The sequence below is a fragment of the Streptomyces sp. NBC_01276 genome (genome assembly GCF_041435355.1).
In the GTDB taxonomy this organism is placed as follows: domain Bacteria; phylum Actinomycetota; class Actinomycetes; order Streptomycetales; family Streptomycetaceae; genus Streptomyces.
This window is the reverse complement of sequence record NZ_CP108444.1, coordinates 38,987-54,593: the sequence shown is the minus strand read 5'-3', so window position 1 is coordinate 54,593 and position 15,607 is coordinate 38,987. Positions and strand designations below refer to the sequence as shown.

Below are 15,607 nucleotides of genomic sequence, written 5' to 3'. Positions count from 1 at the left end.
CCCCCGGCCCCCGTGGGCGGGCACGGGGGATTTCGTGACGGGACCGTGTTTCGTCACGCTCCGGCGGCGGGCCCGCCGTCCCCGGCCCCCGGCTTGCGGCGGGCCCGGTAGGCCCGCGACCGGCAGGCGGCCGAGCAGTGGCGGGCCGGCCGGCCCGGCGCCGGGCGGCGGCCCCCCGTAGCGGGGAGCCCCACACCGCAGCCGGGACAGCGGGAGGGACCGTCGGCACCGGCCACCACCGGCTCCGGCCCCCGCGCCGGCTCCGGATGCGGGGCGGACGCCATGCCGGTGCCCGGGACCGCGCCGGGCTCCTCCTGTTCCGGCGACGGCCCGCGCGTCTCCGTCAGACCCTGCCGTTCGGCGATCACCCCGGCCTGGAAGCGGCTGTGCGCCCCCAGCCCGAGCAGCAGCTCCGAGACGTGCCGGCGGCAGGTCCGCAGCGATATGCCCAGACGGCGCGCGATCGAGTCGTCCTTCAGGCCCTTGGCCAGGAGCGCCAGGATGCTCTGCTTGACCGTCTCCGAGATGTCGTGCGCTGCCTGCGGGCCCGTCGCGAACGGCGTCGCGTACTCCCAGTCCCGCTGGAAGACGTCCAGGAGGTAGCCGAGCAGGTCCGGCTCCCGGATCAGCAGCGCCCCGCCGGACCGGGACGGCAGGAAGCCCAGCTCCCCGTCGACGACGATCATCTGCGGCAGCACCTCCGGCAGCGTGCGGATCTCCGCCCCCGCCTCGATCAGCCGCTCCGAGTGCGCCCGTGTCGCCGGGTCGAAGCGGGTGGCGTGCTGGTAGAGGCTGCGCATCCGCACCCCCCGGTCCAACAACGCCAGGTCACGCGGCAGCGCTTCGCGCAGCGCGGCCTCCGGGAAGGAGCCGCCGTGCTTGGACACGAGCACCTCGCCGCGGCAGCCGTCGATGACCTCGGTCAGCAGCTCGCGCACCGCGAACTGGTCGGGCAGGTGGTCGATCGTGCCCTGCGGGAAGGCGTGCTGCCGAGCCTGGAGGTAGACGGGGATGAGCCCGGTGAACGCGTCACGCCGGCGCTGGAGTTCGTCCCTGCGCACCCGCAGTTCCTCCTCGTGCGCACGCAGCGCGGCCTCGGGTCCGCACAGCAGCCGCGCCCCCGCGGCCTGTGGGCTGACGGCCTGCCAGCCGTGGCCGTCGACCCGTACCAGACAGGTGTCGGTGAGCAGGCGCACCGCGAGGCGGCATTCCTCCTCCGTCAGACCGATTTCGCCCGCGGCCCGCGGCAGGTCCGGGGCGCGGAGCCCGCCGTGCACGAGCATCCACCGGTACAGGACGACCGCCGAGTTGTCGACCTCGGGCACGCCCGCTGCCATGCCCGTCTCCACGTGCTTGCCTCCTAAAAGTGCATGGCACACAGATGATCCACTACGGGTCTGCCGATGTCATCCCACGGCTGGCAGAGTCGGGAGCGGCACAAGGGGAACGGCATGACCGGCCGGAGTCCCATCCGTCACACGCCATACGTCACAGAGGAGTTGTCGTGATCAACAAGACCGTACGGGGGATGGCGGTGCTGGCCGCCGCGGGCGTGGTCTGGATGGGCGCCGCGAGCATGAGCACGAGCGCGACCACGACCACGACCACGAGCGCGATGTCGAACACGACGGTGGTTTCGGCCGCGGACGCGCCGACGGAGGGTTCGAGCTCGCACCGCGAAGGCGCCGGCCGGGGCCACGGGTGCATCACCACGACCGCGTGGGGCACAGGTGAGTGCCCGTACACGCGGCTCCACTAGGACCGCCCGGGCGACCGGGTGCGGGGGCGGCGGATACCATCCGCCGCCGGTTGGGTGGACGTGGGCCCGAGCCCGGTGCGGGGGCAGGACATGACGGAACGGCCTGCGGGGCATTGCCCCGCAGGCCGTTCTGATCCGCGAACGGATCGTCACCGCGTCAACTGAAGGGGTGTGTCACCCCCGCGGCTCAGTGGAAGCTGGTGTTGTGGCACTGGAAGCTGGCGCTGCTGATGAGGAGCAGGCCGCCTTCCTCCTCGGCGATCTCCAGCTGCTGGAGGTTGAGGATCGACATGATGGTCTCCTTCTTTCCGTGGTGGTGTGGGCGGGCGGGTGTGTCACCCGTCGCCTAGTGGAAGCTGGTGTTGTGGCACTGGAAGCTGGCGCTGCTGATGAGGAGCAGGCCGCCTTCCTCCTCGGCGATCTCCAGCTGCTGGAGGTTGAGGATGGACATGGTGTTCACCTCCTTTCCGTGTGCGTGTGGCCGGGTACGTCCCCCGTGGCTCAGTGGAAGGCCGGTGTGGTGCAGCACTGGGATCCGAAGCTGGCGCTGCTCATGAGCAGCAGGTCGCCTTCTGCGTTCGTGACCTGCAGTTGCTGGAGGCTGAGGATGGACATGGTGTTCACCTCGATTCCGTGGGCGGAGGTTCCTTGCCGGCCGGGCCGGGCGCTCCCGCCGGAGGCGGGACACGACTCAGGCGGCCGTGCCGTGGCACGCGTAGCTGATGGCGCTGGCGAGCAGGGCGGCGCCCTCCTCCTCGGCGATCTCCAGCTGCTGGAGGTTGAGGATGGACATGTCGTTCACCTCCTTCCGGCGGTAGGGGTTTCGCCGGACCGGGATCGGCCCGGCAAGCTTCAGGCGGCGGTGGCCGGTGCCGGCCCGCCGAGCAGGGGCAGGAGATGGTCGGTGCGACGGTGGGCGCCGTCCATCGCCAGGAGCACTCCCGCCGATCCGGTGGCGAGGTCCATCGACAGCCGGACCAGGTGTCTGCCGGGGAAGGCGAGCCCGTCGCCGTGGGGCACGGCGTGCCGCCACAGATCGCGCCGGTGCCCCTGGAGCGCGAGGTCGTCGTCGGCGCCGTGGCCGACGGCCGTCAGGAAGTACAGCAGTCCGGCGCGGCCGTCGAAGAGACCGGGGAAGACGGTGAACTGGCCGCGTGCCGCGAGCCGGATCGAGGCGAGGGCGTCGGCGAGCCCCTCCCCGGTGCGGTGCTTCAGGAAGGCCGCCAGGGCGAGTCCGATGCCGGTGGATCCGGTGCCGAGGTAGAGCACGGACCGCCAGCCGTCGTCGACCTGCAGGGAGCCGTCGACGTCCACGCACCGCGCGAGGTCGCGGCGCAGTGCCGTCTCGGCGAGGTCGAGGTAACCGGGCTCGCCGGTGCGTTCGTGGAGCCGTACGAGGAACAGCGCGGCTCCGGCCGCCCCGGTCATGAGGCCCGCGCCGGGGTCCTTGACGACCGGGCGGTCGAGGGCGGCCCCGATGCGTTCCGCGATGCGACGGGCCTGGTCGAGGTGGCCGCCGTCCCCGCGCCGGGCATGGAAGCCGAGCGCGGTCAGACCCGTGCCGGGCAGTCCGGTCAGCAGACCGAGGCTCGTCGGTTCGCCGGAGCGGTCGAGTGTCCGGCCCAGGATCTCGGTGGCCTCCCCGTGCCGTCCCAGGAGGTCGAGGACGGTGGCCACCCCGCAGGAGCCGTTGAAGAGGCCGACGGGCGCACGGTCGATGTCCCGCAGCGTCGCGGCGGTGAGCCAGTCGGTCCACGCGGGGTCGACGGCGTGGCCCGTGGCGTGCAGGGCGTACAGGACGCCCGCCGCGCCGTTGGAGAGGTTGGTCCCGCCGCCCTCCCGCGCCCCGTCGGGATCGCCCGGGAAGAGCCGGTCGTCCCGGTCGGGGGTGGCGCAGGCGGTGAGCGCCGCGACGAGCCCCGCCCGGTTCTCCTCCCAGTCCCTGCCGACAGCCCCTGGGCCCGGTGGTGCCGGTGGGGTGGTCCCGGCGATCGCGGCCATGGCGGCGGCGGCTTGGTGGGCGTAGCCGGCCGGCAGGGGGAAGAGCTCGTGGACCCACCGTGCCAGCTGGTCGGGCTTGGCCGGATCCGGGCCGGACAGCGCCGTCAGCGGGACGAACAGGTCCAGGCGCAGGGCGGCCAGGCCGTAGGCGTCGACGTCGGTGCCCGTGACGTGGGCGGGCGCCGCGAACCCCGGCGCGCCCAGCAGACCGGTGCGCTCCTCGCCGATGGGGTGGGCGGCTTCCAGGTCGATGAAGGTGACGCTGTCGTCGGGGCGCACGATGACGTTGTTCGGGTGCAGATCGCCGAAGACGACCCCGGCCCGGTGGACGGCGGCGACCGCCGCGGCGACCTTGTCGAGGACCGCGAGCGCCCAGCCGGTGTACTCCGCGTACGTCTGCGGTGTCGCACCCGGTCGCACCAGCGGCAGGCGCAGCACGCCCGCCTTCGCCAGCGCGTCGCCGTCGATGTACTCCTGGACGAGGAAGTCGTGCTCCCAGTGGGTCTCGTAACCCAGCACACGCGGTACGAGACCGGTCCCGGCCAGCGCGGTGAGCATGCGGTGCTCGTGCCGCAGCCGGGCGACGGCGTCCAGACCCCGCGCGTCCAGCCCGGCCAGGGGCCGCGCCTCCTTCAGCACCACCAGGTCGCCGCTGCCGGTGTCCTTGGCCAGGTAGACCCCGCCCCCGTTGGAGAAGTGCAGCGGCCGCACGATCTCGTAGGGCAGGTCGACGCGGCTGATCACGCTGAACCGTTCGATGCGCTCACGGACGAAGCCGGGCATCGGGGCCCACTGCGGCGGGGTGAACGCCGCCGTCCGCGGATCGACCACCGGCGTACCGTCCGGCCGGACGATCGCCAGCACCGGAGCGTCGCCCCCGTCGTCGGCCCACATCGCGGCGAACGCCCCGTACCGCAGGAACACCGGGCTGCGCTCGCTCCAGCGCAGGTCGGACAGGATGTACGGGCCCCGCTGCCCGTCCAGGGCGTCCGTGAGGTCGTCCAGCAGCGTCTTCAGCTCCGCCTCGTCCGCCGGGTAGACGGCGATGAACTTCCCCGAGGAACCGCGGTGGGCGTACTTGGAGTTGAACGCCGAGAGGAGCCGGCCGCTGCGCAGGTACTTGAAGGCGACGCGGTGGGCGGCGCAGACGGCGGCGGCCCTGTCCAGGACCTCCTGGGCGGCCGGGACATCGGCCGATACGTGGATCTTCCAGCCCTGGTTCGGCAGGGGCCTGCCGAAGAACACCCGCACCCATACGTCCGCGTCGTCCTGCACCACGGTGGCGTCGCCCACCTGCGGCGGCGTCCAGCGTTCGTCCTCGTCCGCAAGGCGCTGCGGCACGTCGAAGAACACCGGGTCGGCCAGACAGAAGGCGTACATCTGTTCCAGATTCATCGCTTCCTCCTCCCGGAATCCGCTCCGCCGTCCGCCGGCGGTTCCCGGTGGTGGACGGTCGGTTCGTCGTTCATGGCCACCACTGTGCGGCGGGCCGGTCCTCGTGCGATGGACGGACGCCCATCGCCGGTGATCACAGGACCGACCGCCCGCTCATCACGCGTGGACGGCCACCGCCGACATTCGTTCCAGGCGGCCGCGGGGCCGCACACGTGACGGAACAAGGGAAGAAGCCCCCCATGATCAACTCGCAGCGCTTCCGGCTCGCGCTGGTCGCCCTCGCCGCCTCCGCGGCGGCGCTCACCGCGGTCCCGGCCCAGGCGGCGACACCCGCCCCGGTCCAGGCCCGGACCCAGACCGCGACGACGGTCCAGCTCGCGGACCTGCTGGACTCGCCGATCTCGCCGATGCGCTGCCGCGACGACGGCCAGGGCTGCCCCCCGGTCAAGGAGCCGACGGATTGCGGCGGAACCGCTCCGACCAGCCTCCGGGGGGCGTCACAGCACATGCGGCAGCGGATGGCGGAGCGCAGGGTCTCCTGGGACGACATTCAGACCGTGGTCAGGGTCGGGGCGCCGAACGCCTACTGCCAGGACAACGGGAAGTGGCGCTACGAAGTGGGCCTGAGCGACGGCCGCCTGATCGCGGTCATCGGCTCGCAGGACGCGTGGGGCGTTACCGTCTTCGTGAACAACGAATGACAGTCGCCCGCCCGGACCCGGTCCGGGCGGGCAGCCGCCACGCAGTCAGATCGCTCGACACCGCCGAGGAGTCCGGATGCGGGCAGGGGACGGGGCCGACGGCGCGCCCGACGGTGACCACACCCCCCTCTTCCGGCTGCTCGGACCGGTCCGGGTGGGCCTGCCCGGCGCTCCGGCGGTCCGCCCCGGCCCGCCGCGCCGGCAGGCGGTCCTGAGCGTCCTCCTGTTACGGCGGCGCCGCCCGGTCACGGTGGCCGGGCTCGTCGCCGCCGTCTGGGGGGACGACGCCCCGGCCAGCGCGGCCGGGAACCTGCGCACCCACCTGTGGGGGCTGCGCACCCTGCTCGAACCCGGCCGCACCGCCCGGGGACCGGCCCGGATCCTGCGCGGCGACGAGCACGGATACACGCTGCACACCCCGCCGGAATCGGTCGACGCCTGGCGGTTCGAGCAGCGGGCCGAGGCCGCCCGGCAGGCCCGCGAACGCGGCGACACCGCCGCCGAACACGCCCTGCTGGCCGGCGCCCTGGCCCTGTGGTCGGGGGAGGCCCTGGCCGGCGTACCCGGCCCGTTCGCGGAAGCGGAACGCACCCGGCTCGCCGCCCTGCGCACGACCGCCCGCAAGCGGCACATCGTCTGCGCCCTGCGCCTCGGCCTGCACCACACCGTGATTCCCGAACTGACGGCGCTCACCGCCGAGTTCCCGCTCGACGAGGAACTGCGGGCCCTGCTCATGCGGGCCCTGCACGGCTGCGGCCGGCAGGCGGAGGCCTTCACCGTGTTCGCCGACACGCACCGGATCCTGGCCGAGGAACTCGGCGTGACCCCGTGCCCGGAACTGACGGCCCTCCACGCCCGCCTGCTCACCGACGCGCCCAAGCCGCTCCTCCAGACCCGGCCCGTGGCCCCGGCCCGCCCGCTTGGGGCGGGAACGCCCGCGGACGAGGCGGAACGCGCCCTGGCGGAGGAACGCGCCCACGCCGAGGAACGCGCCCTCGACGCGGCGGAACGCGTGCTCACCGGCACGGCGGGCCGCGCGGCCGTCCCCGTCCTGGTGCTCACCGGCCCCGCCGGGTCGGGCAAGCGGGCCCTGGCCGTGCGGATCGCGGACACCATCGCCCACCGTTTCCCCGACGGCCCGCTCTTCGTCGACCTGCGCACCCCGGTCACCCCGGTCACCCCGGTCACCCCGCACGCCCCGCACACCCGGGCCCCCGTCCCGGCCGGCCCCGGCCCCCTCCTGGCGGACCTCCTGCGCACCCTCGGGATTCCCGCGGCGAGGGTTCCCGACGATCCGGAGCAGCGGGCCGCGCTCTACCGGTCGGCCCTCGCGGTACGGCGCGTCCTGGTCGTCCTCGACGGTGCCCGGGACGCCGCACAGGTGACGCCCCTGCTGCCCGGCGCACCCGGCAACGCCGTCCTCGTCACCACCCGCTCCCGTGCCCTGGGCCTGCCCGGTGCGGCGTACGTCGACCTCGACGCCGCCCGGCCGCGGGCCGCGCGGACGGACCCCGGCGAAGGAACCCGCGCCCCGGACGGTGCCGTTGCGGGCCAGGAGCACCTGCCGCCCGAACTGGCGCGCGCCGCCCTCCTGCTCGCCCGCTCCGGACCCGGCCCGACGTCCGTCGGAGACCTCGCGGCCGTGCTGGGCACCGGTCTCACCGACGCCGCCCTCACCGCCGAGGCCCTGGTGGACGCGGGGGTACTGGACACTCCCGCCGCGGGCACCTACCGCCCGCAGGCCCGGCCCTGAGCACCGGCGCCGACCGCCGCCGCGAGTTTCGTGACGCGCTCCGGAGATTCGTCACGCCCTCCCGCCCGCGGGTGCGCCGCCGCCCGGAACATCCCCCAGTGGCCCCCGTCGGCGCGATCCGGCCGGGCACAGGTGCCCCCACCCACTCCATGCCTCCTATTGGTGCATGGCATTCACATGATCCTTCGAGAGTGCAGTCATGTCACCGGACCGCCTGGCAAGGTCGTTCCAGGCCCGGCGGTCCGGTTCCCCCGACCGGCCCGCCGGGCCATCGCAACCCCACCTGCTCTTCAACGGAGGTGACGCGTGCGCACGATCGCCGCCCACATCCCCACCGGACCGGTTCCGGCCCCCCACACCCTCCCGGCCCCCACGGACGAACGGACACTCCCGCCCCAGGAGGGAGCCCACCGTGACGAGCACTGAGTGCGAACCGTTCTTCTCCGTGCTCGGGGCGGTCCACGTCCGTCACGGCGACGCACCGCTCCCCCTCGGATCGCCGCAGCAGCGGGCGCTGCTCGCGATGCTCCTCCTGCGGCGCAACGACATCGTGGACCTCGACGAGATCGTCGACGGGCTCTGGGGCGAGGAGCCACCGCGCACGGCGGTGGGCACCGTCAGGTCACACGTCTACCGGCTCCGGCGCCCGCTCGGCCCCCGGATCGCGACGCACGGCCAGGGATACCTCCTGCACACCGCCCCCGGCACACTGGACCTCGACGTGTTCGACCGGCTGGTCGCCAAGGCCCGCGCCCGCGCGGCCGCGCAGGACACCGGCGAGGCGGCCGACCTGCTGGCCCGGGCGCTCGGCCTGTGGCGGGGGGCCCCGCTCGCCGGACTACCGGGCCCCTACGCCGCGATCCACCGTGAACGCCTGTCGGAACTGCGGCTGTCGGTGCTGCTGGAACGCATCGAGCTCGACCTGCGACTGGGGCGCCACGCCCGCCTCGTCCCCGAACTGACCAGGCTCTGCGCGGAACACCCCCTCCACGGCCGGCTGCGGGAACTCGCCGGGCTCGCGCTGGCCCGCAGCGGCCGCAACGCCCCGACGGCGCAGGACCACCAGGACCAGCGGGACGAGCGGCACACCCGCCCCCACCGGAGCCCCCGCACACCGCCCGCCGCCGGCGAACACTCCGCACCCGGTGAGCCCTCCGCCGCCGGTGACACCTCCGCCGCCGACGGCCCCTCCGCACCCCACGAGCCCCCCGTCCGCCCGGACGGCGCGGGCGCCGACCTCCCCAGACCTGCCCAGCTCCCCTTCCCCCCGGACCATCTCGTCGGCCGCACCGAGGCGGTACGGGAGCTCATCGACACCCTGACGACGCCGCAACCCCTCGCTCCCGCCATCGCCACGGTCACCGGCACCGCGGGAGTCGGCAAGAGCGCGCTCACCGTCCACGTCGCCCAACGACTGCGCGACCACTACCCGGACGGGCAGCTGTACGCGAGCCTGCGCGGTACCTCGGGGGACCCCGCCGACCCCGCCGCCGTACTGGCCGGCTTCCTCCAGGCGCTCGGGACGCGAGAGCAGCGGATCCCGGACGGCCCGCACGAGCGGGCCGCGCTCTTCCGCACCACCGTGGCCGACCGGCGGATCCTGCTGGTCCTGGACGACGCCCGGGACACCGCCCAGGTCGAGGCACTGCTCCCGGGCTCGGCGACCTGCGCGGTGCTCGTCACGGCCCGCGCCGCGCTGGACGGGCTGCAGACCGCCCGCCGCGTGCGCCTGGAGCCCCTGGCCGTCCCCGAGGCGCTGGCCGTGCTCGGCGACGTCGCGGGCCGGCAGCGGATCGCCGCCGACCCCGGACAGGCGTCGGCCCTGGCCGAGCGGTGCGGCGGACTGCCCCTGGCCCTGCGCCTCGCCGGCGCGCGGCTCGCGGCACGGCCCTCGTGGTCGTTGTCCGACTTCGTCCGGCTGCTCGACGGCACCCACCCCGCCTTCCCCGCCCTGCCCCCGTTCTCCGTGTTCCCCGCCCCGGCCGGATCGCAGGACGGCGTCACCGCGTGCATCCGGCCCAGCTACGACCTGCTCGACGACGAGGAGGCCCGGCTGTTCCGGCTGCTGGCGCTCCCCCGCCGGGGCGCCACGGACATCGCGGGGGCGGCCGCCCTCGGCGGGCTCTCACCGGCGCGCGCCGGGCAGTTCCTGGAACGGCTGACCGGTCTGGGCCTGCTGGAATCCCCCTGTCCCGGGGTCTACCGCCAGTACCCCCTGCTGCGGATGTTCGCGGCCGAGCGCTCCCGCGAGGACGACCGCCCCGAGGAGCAGGCGGTGGCCATCACCCGCTTCCTCGACCACCTGCTCGCCGAGGCCCGTGCCGTGCACGCCGCCGAGCGTCCGGGCCACCGCGTCCTCGGCCTGCTCCCCCCGGACCCCTGCCCCGGCCGCCCCGACAGCCGCCGACGGCTGGTCGACCCCGAGCACGACGGCGCGCTCGCCGTCGCCGCGCAGATCCTCGAAGCCGTGCCGTCGGCCGTCGCCGTGGCCGCCGACCTCGCGCTCGCCGTCGAACCGCTCCTGGAGGGCTCGTACCTGTGGGCCGAGTCCCTCGAACCGCTCCGCGGGATCCTGCGGACCGCCCGGGACCAGGGCCACCTGCGTGCCGCGGGCCGCGCCGGCCACGTGCTCGGCAGCGCACTGGCCCACCTGGGGCGGGTGGACGAGGCGGACCGGATCCTGGACGCCGCCGAACACGCGGCGCGGGCGGTGGGGGACGACGCGGTGCACACCGGGATCCTCAACCGCCGGGCCCACGTCTGCCAGTACCGGGCGCAATGGCACCAGGCCGACGTCCTGCACCGGGAGGCCGTGACCGCCGCCGAGGCGTACGGGAGCGACTGGGCCTGCCGCAACGCCCGCGCGAGCAGCGTCAACACACTGCTGAGCCTCAGCCGGCCCGACGAGGCCGCCGAGATCAGCCGGACCACCCTCGCGTCCGCCGTCGACGCGGGGGACCGGGGCGGCCAGGCGTACGCCCTCTACAACCTGGGCCGCACCGCCCGCCACCAGGGCCGCACCGACGAGGCCGTCGACCGGCACCGGCAGGGCGCCGAACTGGGAGCGCGGTCCGGCTCTCCCACGATGGAGGCGATGAACCTGGTGTCGGAAACGGCCGCCCAACTGGCCGGGAACCGCCTGCCGGACGCCGTGGAGTGCGGCGAGCGCGCGGTGGAGGCGACCCGCAGGCTCCGCTGGCACGCGGCCGAGGTCCGGGCCCTGCGGCTCCTGGGCAGCGCCCTGGCGGCCACCGGCGACCGCAAGCGCGCCAGGGACCACCTCGACCAGGCCGCCGACGCCCTCACCCTCTCCGGCCTGCCCCGACACCCCGACGACCCGCTCCTGCCCCCCGACGTCCGGTCGGTGTGAGGCGACGCGGGCACGCACGGGCGGAGGGGGCCGCCCACCCCACCGGGATCACTCCGCGGCGCGGCCCTCCGCGGACGGGTCGGTCCCTGCGGCCGGGTGACGGTCCAGAACACCCCCGACGATCCTCATGAGCCGCTCGCCCGCGTGCTCGACGCTTCCGTTCTGGACGCTGACCTGGGCCCCTTCGAGCAGGAAGGTGATCTCCGCGGCCGCCCCGTCCGGATCGGGCAGTCCGGCCCGGGCGCACAGGCCGGTGAGCCGGCGCAGCTGGCGGGCCTTGTGGGCTTCGACCAGCCGCCGCGCCGGGTGGGTGCGGTCGGGCAGTTCCGCCACGGAGTTGATGAACGGACATCCCCGGTGGGAGATCTCCGAGAGCCCGTCGGCGATGAACCGGGTGATCCCCAGGACCTGCGCCCGGGGATCGTCGGGGTGCGCTTCCTCCAGCCGGTCGAACACGGCCGTGTAGTCGGCCGCGACGATCCGCAGCCACTCCTCGACCAGCGCGTCCTTGGTCTCGAAATGGCGGTACAGCGCCATCTTGGTGGTCTCGGCCCGGTCGGCGATCGCCTGGACCCCCACCGCCCTGATCCCCTCGCGCGAGAAGAGCTCTTCCGCCGCGTCGAGGATCCGCTCGCGGGGCGGCAACTTGGCCACCCTGCTCTGCCTGCCGGCCCTGTCCATGCCCGCCACCCGGCCCCTCGTCGGTCCGGTGGGGCGTCACGTCGCACCACCTCCACCCCATGCTACGGTACCGCCCAGTCCCATGCGATACCGATCGGTATCGCACAGTACCGAGCGGTACCGTCTGCTCGATCCCGCCCTCCGCCCCTCCCGAACGGACGAAAATGAAGCTCTCCGAATACGTGGAACACGACGGCGTCGGCCTGGCCGGCCTGGTCGCCCGCGGGGAAGTGACCGCCGCGGAACTCGCCGCGACCGCCCGACGCGCGTCCGACGCGGTGAATCCGCTGATCAACGCCGTCGTCGAGACCTGGCCCGCCGAGGACGCCCCGGCTCCCGGCAGTACGCCACTGGCCGGGGTCCCCTTCCTGATCAAGGACCTCGCCGTCACGATGGCCGGCAAGCGGGTCGAGCTGGGCAGCCGCATCGCCGCGGGCAACACCGCCGCGGCCGACTCCTCCCTCATGACCCGCTTCCGTCGCGCCGGACTGGTGACCCTCGGACGCACCGCCACCCCGGAGTTCGCCTACAGCACCACCACGGAAGGCGTCCTGTACGGAGCCACCCGCAACCCCTGGGACCCGGCCCGCAGCCCCGGCGGCTCCAGCGGCGGCTCGGGAGCCGCCGTCGCCGCGGGCATCGTCCCGATCGCGCACGCCACCGACGCGGCGGGCTCCATCCGTGTCCCCGCCGCCGCCAACGGCCTGTTCGGGCTGAAGCCGACCCGCGGCCGCATCTCCATGGGCCCCGACGCGGACGAGGTCTTCAACGGGCTCGCCGTCCACGGCGCCCTCAGCCGCTCGGTACGCGACAGCGCCGCGCTGCTGGACCTCGTCCACGGCCCCGAGGCCGGTGACCCCTACGCCGCCCGGCGACCGCAACGGCCCTACGCCCAGGAGGTCACCCGCTCCCCGGGCAGCCTCAGGATCGGCCTCCTCACCCGGCCCTGGGGCGGCCGGGCCGTCGACGCGGTGGTCGTCGACGCCACGCTGCGCTCGGCCCGCCTCGCCGAGTCCCTGGGGCACCGGGTGGAAGAGGTCCGGGTCGACCTCGGCGTCGACTGGGAGGAATTCGTCCTGGCCAACGCCCGCCTCTGGAGCACCAACCTGGTGACCTGGATCGACGGCTTCGCCGCGGCCTCCGCACGACCCGTCGACCCCACCACCGTGGAACCCTGGACGCTGGCCGCCTACACCTACGGACAGCGGGTCAGCGGGACGGAGTTCGTCGACGCCCTCGCGATGCGCAACGGCGTCGCGCGCGCGATCGGCCGGTACTTCACCGACCACGACCTGCTGCTCACCCCGACCCTGCCCGAACTGCCCGTCCCCCTGGGCACGTACGCCGAGGGCGCCGAAGGCGCGGACGGTCTCGGCCGGCTGCGGCAGCTCCTGCACCGCTCGCCCTTCACCGCCCCGTTCAACGTCGCGGGCACCCCCGCCATGTCCGTCCCCCTGGAGACCGACCCCGCCACCGGACTTCCCGTGGGTGTCCAGTTCGCCGCGGGCCACGGACGCGAGGACGTCCTCTTCCGCCTCGCCGGACAGCTGGAACGGGCCGCGCCCTGGGCGCGGCGGACCCCCGCCGTGTGGGCGGGCGGTCACGACGGCGCCTGACGTCAGCGCGTGTCGCGGGCGAGGCGCCGTCCGACGTCGGTGGCCCAGCGCCGGGCCCACGCGCGGATCTCCGCGACGCCGGCCGGCTCCACGCCGTAGGCCAGGAACTCCTCGTCGTCGTACCAGTCGGCGCCGGCCAGCCGGTCGCGCAGGTCTTCGAGGCGGAAGTCGTCGCGCCCGTGCCGCCTGCCGAGGCGCTCCAGGTCGGCGGCGCCGCGCAGGAGGGACGCGGCGTGCACGTCGATGAGGTCGCGCACGAATCCCCGGTCGGCCAGCGCGCGGACCTTGGTGCCGATCACGTCGTCGAGGGCGAGGACCGGGCCGTACTCGGTCTGTTCGGGGGCCGACCAGAGGTTCTCCTTGAGGACGTCGACCTCGCACGTGGCACCGTCGGCCGGGTCGGTCACCAGCAGGCGCGCGGAGAGCGGGTCGACGCCGATGGCGGTGACGCGCCAGCCGCGCTTGCCGAGCTCGTGGACCAGGTCCGCGGCGATGTCGTCCATGGGGGCCGGGTTCTCGGTGGCGACGTCGAGGTCCTGGCTGAGGCGGTCGACGAGCCCGTGGGCCTGTACGGCGTACCCGCCGGTGATCACGAGGGGGTAGGGGCTGCCGATGGCGATCACGTCGGCCAGGAGCCGGCGGTGCAGTGCGCTGAGGTTCACGCCGCTGACGACGTCCCGGCCGCGAGCTGCGGGAAGCGTTCCTCCCACACCTCCCGGACGTGCCGGCTGACCAGGGTGCGCAGGGCCGGCCACTGCGCGGTGAGCAGATCGCGGTCGAGGAAGGCGACGAGGTCCTCGTACTGCCCCTCGGCGAGCACCGTGCGGTACAGGCTCATGCGCTGGCGGGGGCGGTCCAGGTCGTACGTCCGCAGCCCGGACCAGGCCACGTGGAGCGGCAGCTCGACCGGGCCGGAGACGGGACCCGCCAGGTCGTGGAGGGAGACCGGCAGACGGCCGGCGTACCGGGCGCGCAGTACCTCGCCGGCCAGTGCCGGTGGGACGGGGGAGGACAGCTGAGCCATGCGGCCAGTATCCCGCGTCGCACCAGCCACTGGCACAGCAGATCCGCCGTTCAGGCCGGAGACGCGCCCCGAACAGGCGCATCGGGCATGTGTTCGACCACTTCGGATCGAACAGGGCCGGCGCTTCGCCGTGACCGCCGCGCACGACGGGGCGGTCAGGCGACGGCCGGTTCGAGGACGCCCCGGTCGGTCTCCGCGGTGTGCACCGGGTAGTCGGTGTAGCCGTCGCTCCCGCCACCGTAGAACGTGCCGTCCTCGCGGAGCCGGTTGAGCGGCGCGCCGGCCCGCAGCCGTTCGACCAGGTCGGGGTTGGCCAGGAACGACCGCCCGAGGGAGATCAGTTCGGCACCGGCGGCCAACAGCCGCTCGGCAGCGGCCTTGCCCCCGTCCTCGGGCAGCGGCCCGCCCCACCCCAGCACGGGGTTCGCGATCAGCGTGCCCGGCCAGGCCCGCCGGATCTCCCGGAACAGCGCGTCGTCGGGGTCGGCGAAGACGACGTGCAGATAGGCGAGCCCGTGGCGGGCGAGGGCCGGCACCAGCTCCCGGTAGATGTCCCCGGTGTCTCCCTCCGCCATGCCGTTGACGGTGACCCCGGGGGAGATCCGCACCCCGACCCGGTCGGGGCCGATCGCGTCGGCCACGGCTTCCACCACCTTCAGGAGGAACCGGATCCGGTTGCCCACCGTCCCGCCGTAGGCGTCCGTACGACGGTTGGTGCCCCGGCCCAGGAACTGGTGCAGCAGGTAGCCGTTGGCCCCGTGGATCTCGACCCCGGAGAAGCCCGCCTCCACCGCCTTGCGGGCGGACTCGGCGAAGTCGGCGACCGTGGTGGCGATCTCGCCGACGGTCATCTCGCGCGGCACCACCGCCGGCCGGCCGCCACCGGCGGTGTGCACGGTGTCGGGCAGCGCCACCGCCGAGGGCGCGAGCGGGGTGAGACCGCTGTTGTCGGGGTGGCCGACCCGGCCGCCGTGCTGGAGCTGGAGGAACATCCGGCCGCCCGCCTCCCGCACGGCCCCGGTCACCAGCCGCCACCCGGCGACGTGCGAGGCGTCGTGGAGGGCGGGGATGTTCGCGTAGGTCTGCCCCACGGCGTTCGGAGTGGTGCCTTCCGCGATGATCAGACCGGCGGAGGCGCGCTGGGCGTAGTAGGTGGCCATCAGTTCGCCGGGCGTGCCGTCGGCGGCGGCGCGGTTGCGGGTCATCGGCGCCATGACGAGCCGGTTGGGCAGGTCGAGGGCGGCGAGGCGGGTGTTCTCGAAGAGCGAGGACATCGGGATCTCCGTTCGGGAAGGGGCCGGGAGCCG

General features: G+C 74.5%; 13 protein-coding genes. 5 read left to right on the top strand and 8 right to left on the bottom strand.

Translation table 11 applies throughout. The features are described 5' to 3' along the window. Nucleotides 1-53 precede the first annotated feature (53 nt). A complete protein-coding gene (locus OG295_RS40305) occupies nt 54-1,337 on the bottom strand; it encodes a LuxR C-terminal-related transcriptional regulator (protein WP_331733032.1) in 1,284 nt (427 codons plus the stop codon). A gap of 167 nt (nt 1,338-1,504) precedes the next feature. Between OG295_RS40305 and OG295_RS40300 the strand changes: the two genes are divergently transcribed. After that, nucleotides 1,505-1,759, top strand: a complete 255-nt coding sequence (locus OG295_RS40300) for a hypothetical protein (RefSeq protein WP_331733030.1) — start codon at nt 1,505-1,507, stop codon at nt 1,757-1,759. Between the two features lie 501 nt (nt 1,760-2,260). On the opposite strand, the gene OG295_RS40295 is transcribed toward OG295_RS40300, so the two are convergent. The 3 genes from OG295_RS40295 to lanKC form a co-directional block, all read right to left on the bottom strand. Beyond that, nucleotides 2,261-2,374 (bottom strand): class III lanthipeptide, encoded by a 114-nt coding sequence (locus OG295_RS40295; protein WP_331733029.1) that lies wholly within the window; start codon nt 2,372-2,374, stop codon nt 2,261-2,263. A gap of 76 nt (nt 2,375-2,450) precedes the next feature. Beyond that, nucleotides 2,451-2,552 (bottom strand): class III lanthipeptide, encoded by a 102-nt coding sequence (locus OG295_RS40290; protein ID WP_331733028.1) that lies wholly within the window; start codon nt 2,550-2,552, stop codon nt 2,451-2,453. Nucleotides 2,553-2,611: 59 nt separating this feature from the next. Then, nucleotides 2,612-5,155: a class III lanthionine synthetase LanKC gene (gene lanKC, locus OG295_RS40285; RefSeq protein ID WP_331733027.1), complete on the bottom strand. Its 2,544-nt coding sequence runs from the start codon at nt 5,153-5,155 to the stop codon at nt 2,612-2,614. A gap of 239 nt (nt 5,156-5,394) precedes the next feature. On the opposite strand from lanKC, the gene OG295_RS40280 reads away from it, so the two are divergent. The 3 genes from OG295_RS40280 (at nt 5,395) to OG295_RS40270 (ending at nt 10,979) form a co-directional block, all read left to right on the top strand. Beyond that, nucleotides 5,395-5,856, top strand: coding sequence for a hypothetical protein (locus tag OG295_RS40280; RefSeq protein WP_331733026.1), 462 nt, complete (start codon nt 5,395-5,397; stop codon nt 5,854-5,856). Nucleotides 5,857-5,932: 76 nt separating this feature from the next. After that, nucleotides 5,933-7,609: a BTAD domain-containing putative transcriptional regulator gene (locus tag OG295_RS40275; RefSeq protein ID WP_331733025.1), complete on the top strand. Its 1,677-nt coding sequence runs from the start codon at nt 5,933-5,935 to the stop codon at nt 7,607-7,609. A gap of 412 nt (nt 7,610-8,021) precedes the next feature. Continuing rightward, nucleotides 8,022-10,979 (top strand): BTAD domain-containing putative transcriptional regulator, encoded by a 2,958-nt coding sequence (locus OG295_RS40270; protein WP_331733024.1) that lies wholly within the window; start codon nt 8,022-8,024, stop codon nt 10,977-10,979. A 48-nt stretch (nt 10,980-11,027) separates the two neighbouring features. Here OG295_RS40270 and OG295_RS40265 read toward each other — a convergent pair whose 3' ends face one another. Further along, nucleotides 11,028-11,660, bottom strand: coding sequence for a helix-turn-helix domain-containing protein (locus OG295_RS40265; RefSeq protein ID WP_331733023.1), 633 nt, complete (start codon nt 11,658-11,660; stop codon nt 11,028-11,030). 164 nt (nt 11,661-11,824) lie between these two features. Between OG295_RS40265 and OG295_RS40260 the strand changes: the two genes are divergently transcribed. Then, nucleotides 11,825-13,276 (top strand): amidase, encoded by a 1,452-nt coding sequence (locus OG295_RS40260; RefSeq protein WP_331733022.1) that lies wholly within the window; start codon nt 11,825-11,827, stop codon nt 13,274-13,276. A 2-nt stretch (nt 13,277-13,278) separates the two neighbouring features. Here OG295_RS40260 and OG295_RS40255 read toward each other — a convergent pair whose 3' ends face one another. From OG295_RS40255 to OG295_RS40245, 3 genes are all read right to left on the bottom strand, one after another. Then, the gene (locus tag OG295_RS40255; RefSeq protein ID WP_331733021.1) at nt 13,279-13,938 is read right to left on the bottom strand and encodes a nucleotidyl transferase AbiEii/AbiGii toxin family protein; all 660 of its coding nucleotides are present in this window, start codon (nt 13,936-13,938) and stop codon (nt 13,279-13,281) included. Then, nucleotides 13,935-14,300: a hypothetical protein gene (locus tag OG295_RS40250; RefSeq protein WP_331733020.1), complete on the bottom strand. Its 366-nt coding sequence runs from the start codon at nt 14,298-14,300 to the stop codon at nt 13,935-13,937. Before OG295_RS40250 ends, OG295_RS40255 begins: the two co-directional genes overlap by 4 nt. Before the next feature lie 155 nt (nt 14,301-14,455). Further along, nucleotides 14,456-15,574 (bottom strand): alkene reductase, encoded by a 1,119-nt coding sequence (locus OG295_RS40245; RefSeq protein ID WP_331733019.1) that lies wholly within the window; start codon nt 15,572-15,574, stop codon nt 14,456-14,458. Nucleotides 15,575-15,607: the final 33 nt, after the last annotated feature.

Bases quoted from the DNA above. Each gene is read 5' to 3' on its own strand.
- OG295_RS40305 (WP_331733032.1), bottom strand. From the start codon at position 1,337: ATGGCAGCGGGCGTGCCCGAGGTCGACAACTCGGCGGTCGTCCTGTAC.
- OG295_RS40295 (WP_331733029.1), bottom strand. From the start codon at position 2,374: ATGTCCATCCTCAGCCTCCAGCAACTGCAGGTCACGAACGCAGAAGGC.
- OG295_RS40290 (WP_331733028.1), bottom strand. From the start codon at position 2,552: ATGTCCATCCTCAACCTCCAGCAGCTGGAGATCGCCGAGGAGGAGGGC.
- lanKC (WP_331733027.1), bottom strand. From the start codon at position 5,155: ATGAATCTGGAACAGATGTACGCCTTCTGTCTGGCCGACCCGGTGTTC.
- OG295_RS40280 (WP_331733026.1), top strand. From the start codon at position 5,395: ATGATCAACTCGCAGCGCTTCCGGCTCGCGCTGGTCGCCCTCGCCGCC.
- OG295_RS40275 (WP_331733025.1), top strand. From the start codon at position 5,933: ATGCGGGCAGGGGACGGGGCCGACGGCGCGCCCGACGGTGACCACACC.
- OG295_RS40265 (WP_331733023.1), bottom strand. From the start codon at position 11,660: ATGGACAGGGCCGGCAGGCAGAGCAGGGTGGCCAAGTTGCCGCCCCGC.
- OG295_RS40260 (WP_331733022.1), top strand. From the start codon at position 11,825: ATGAAGCTCTCCGAATACGTGGAACACGACGGCGTCGGCCTGGCCGGC.
- OG295_RS40250 (WP_331733020.1), bottom strand. From the start codon at position 14,300: ATGGCTCAGCTGTCCTCCCCCGTCCCACCGGCACTGGCCGGCGAGGTA.
- OG295_RS40245 (WP_331733019.1), bottom strand. From the start codon at position 15,574: ATGTCCTCGCTCTTCGAGAACACCCGCCTCGCCGCCCTCGACCTGCCC.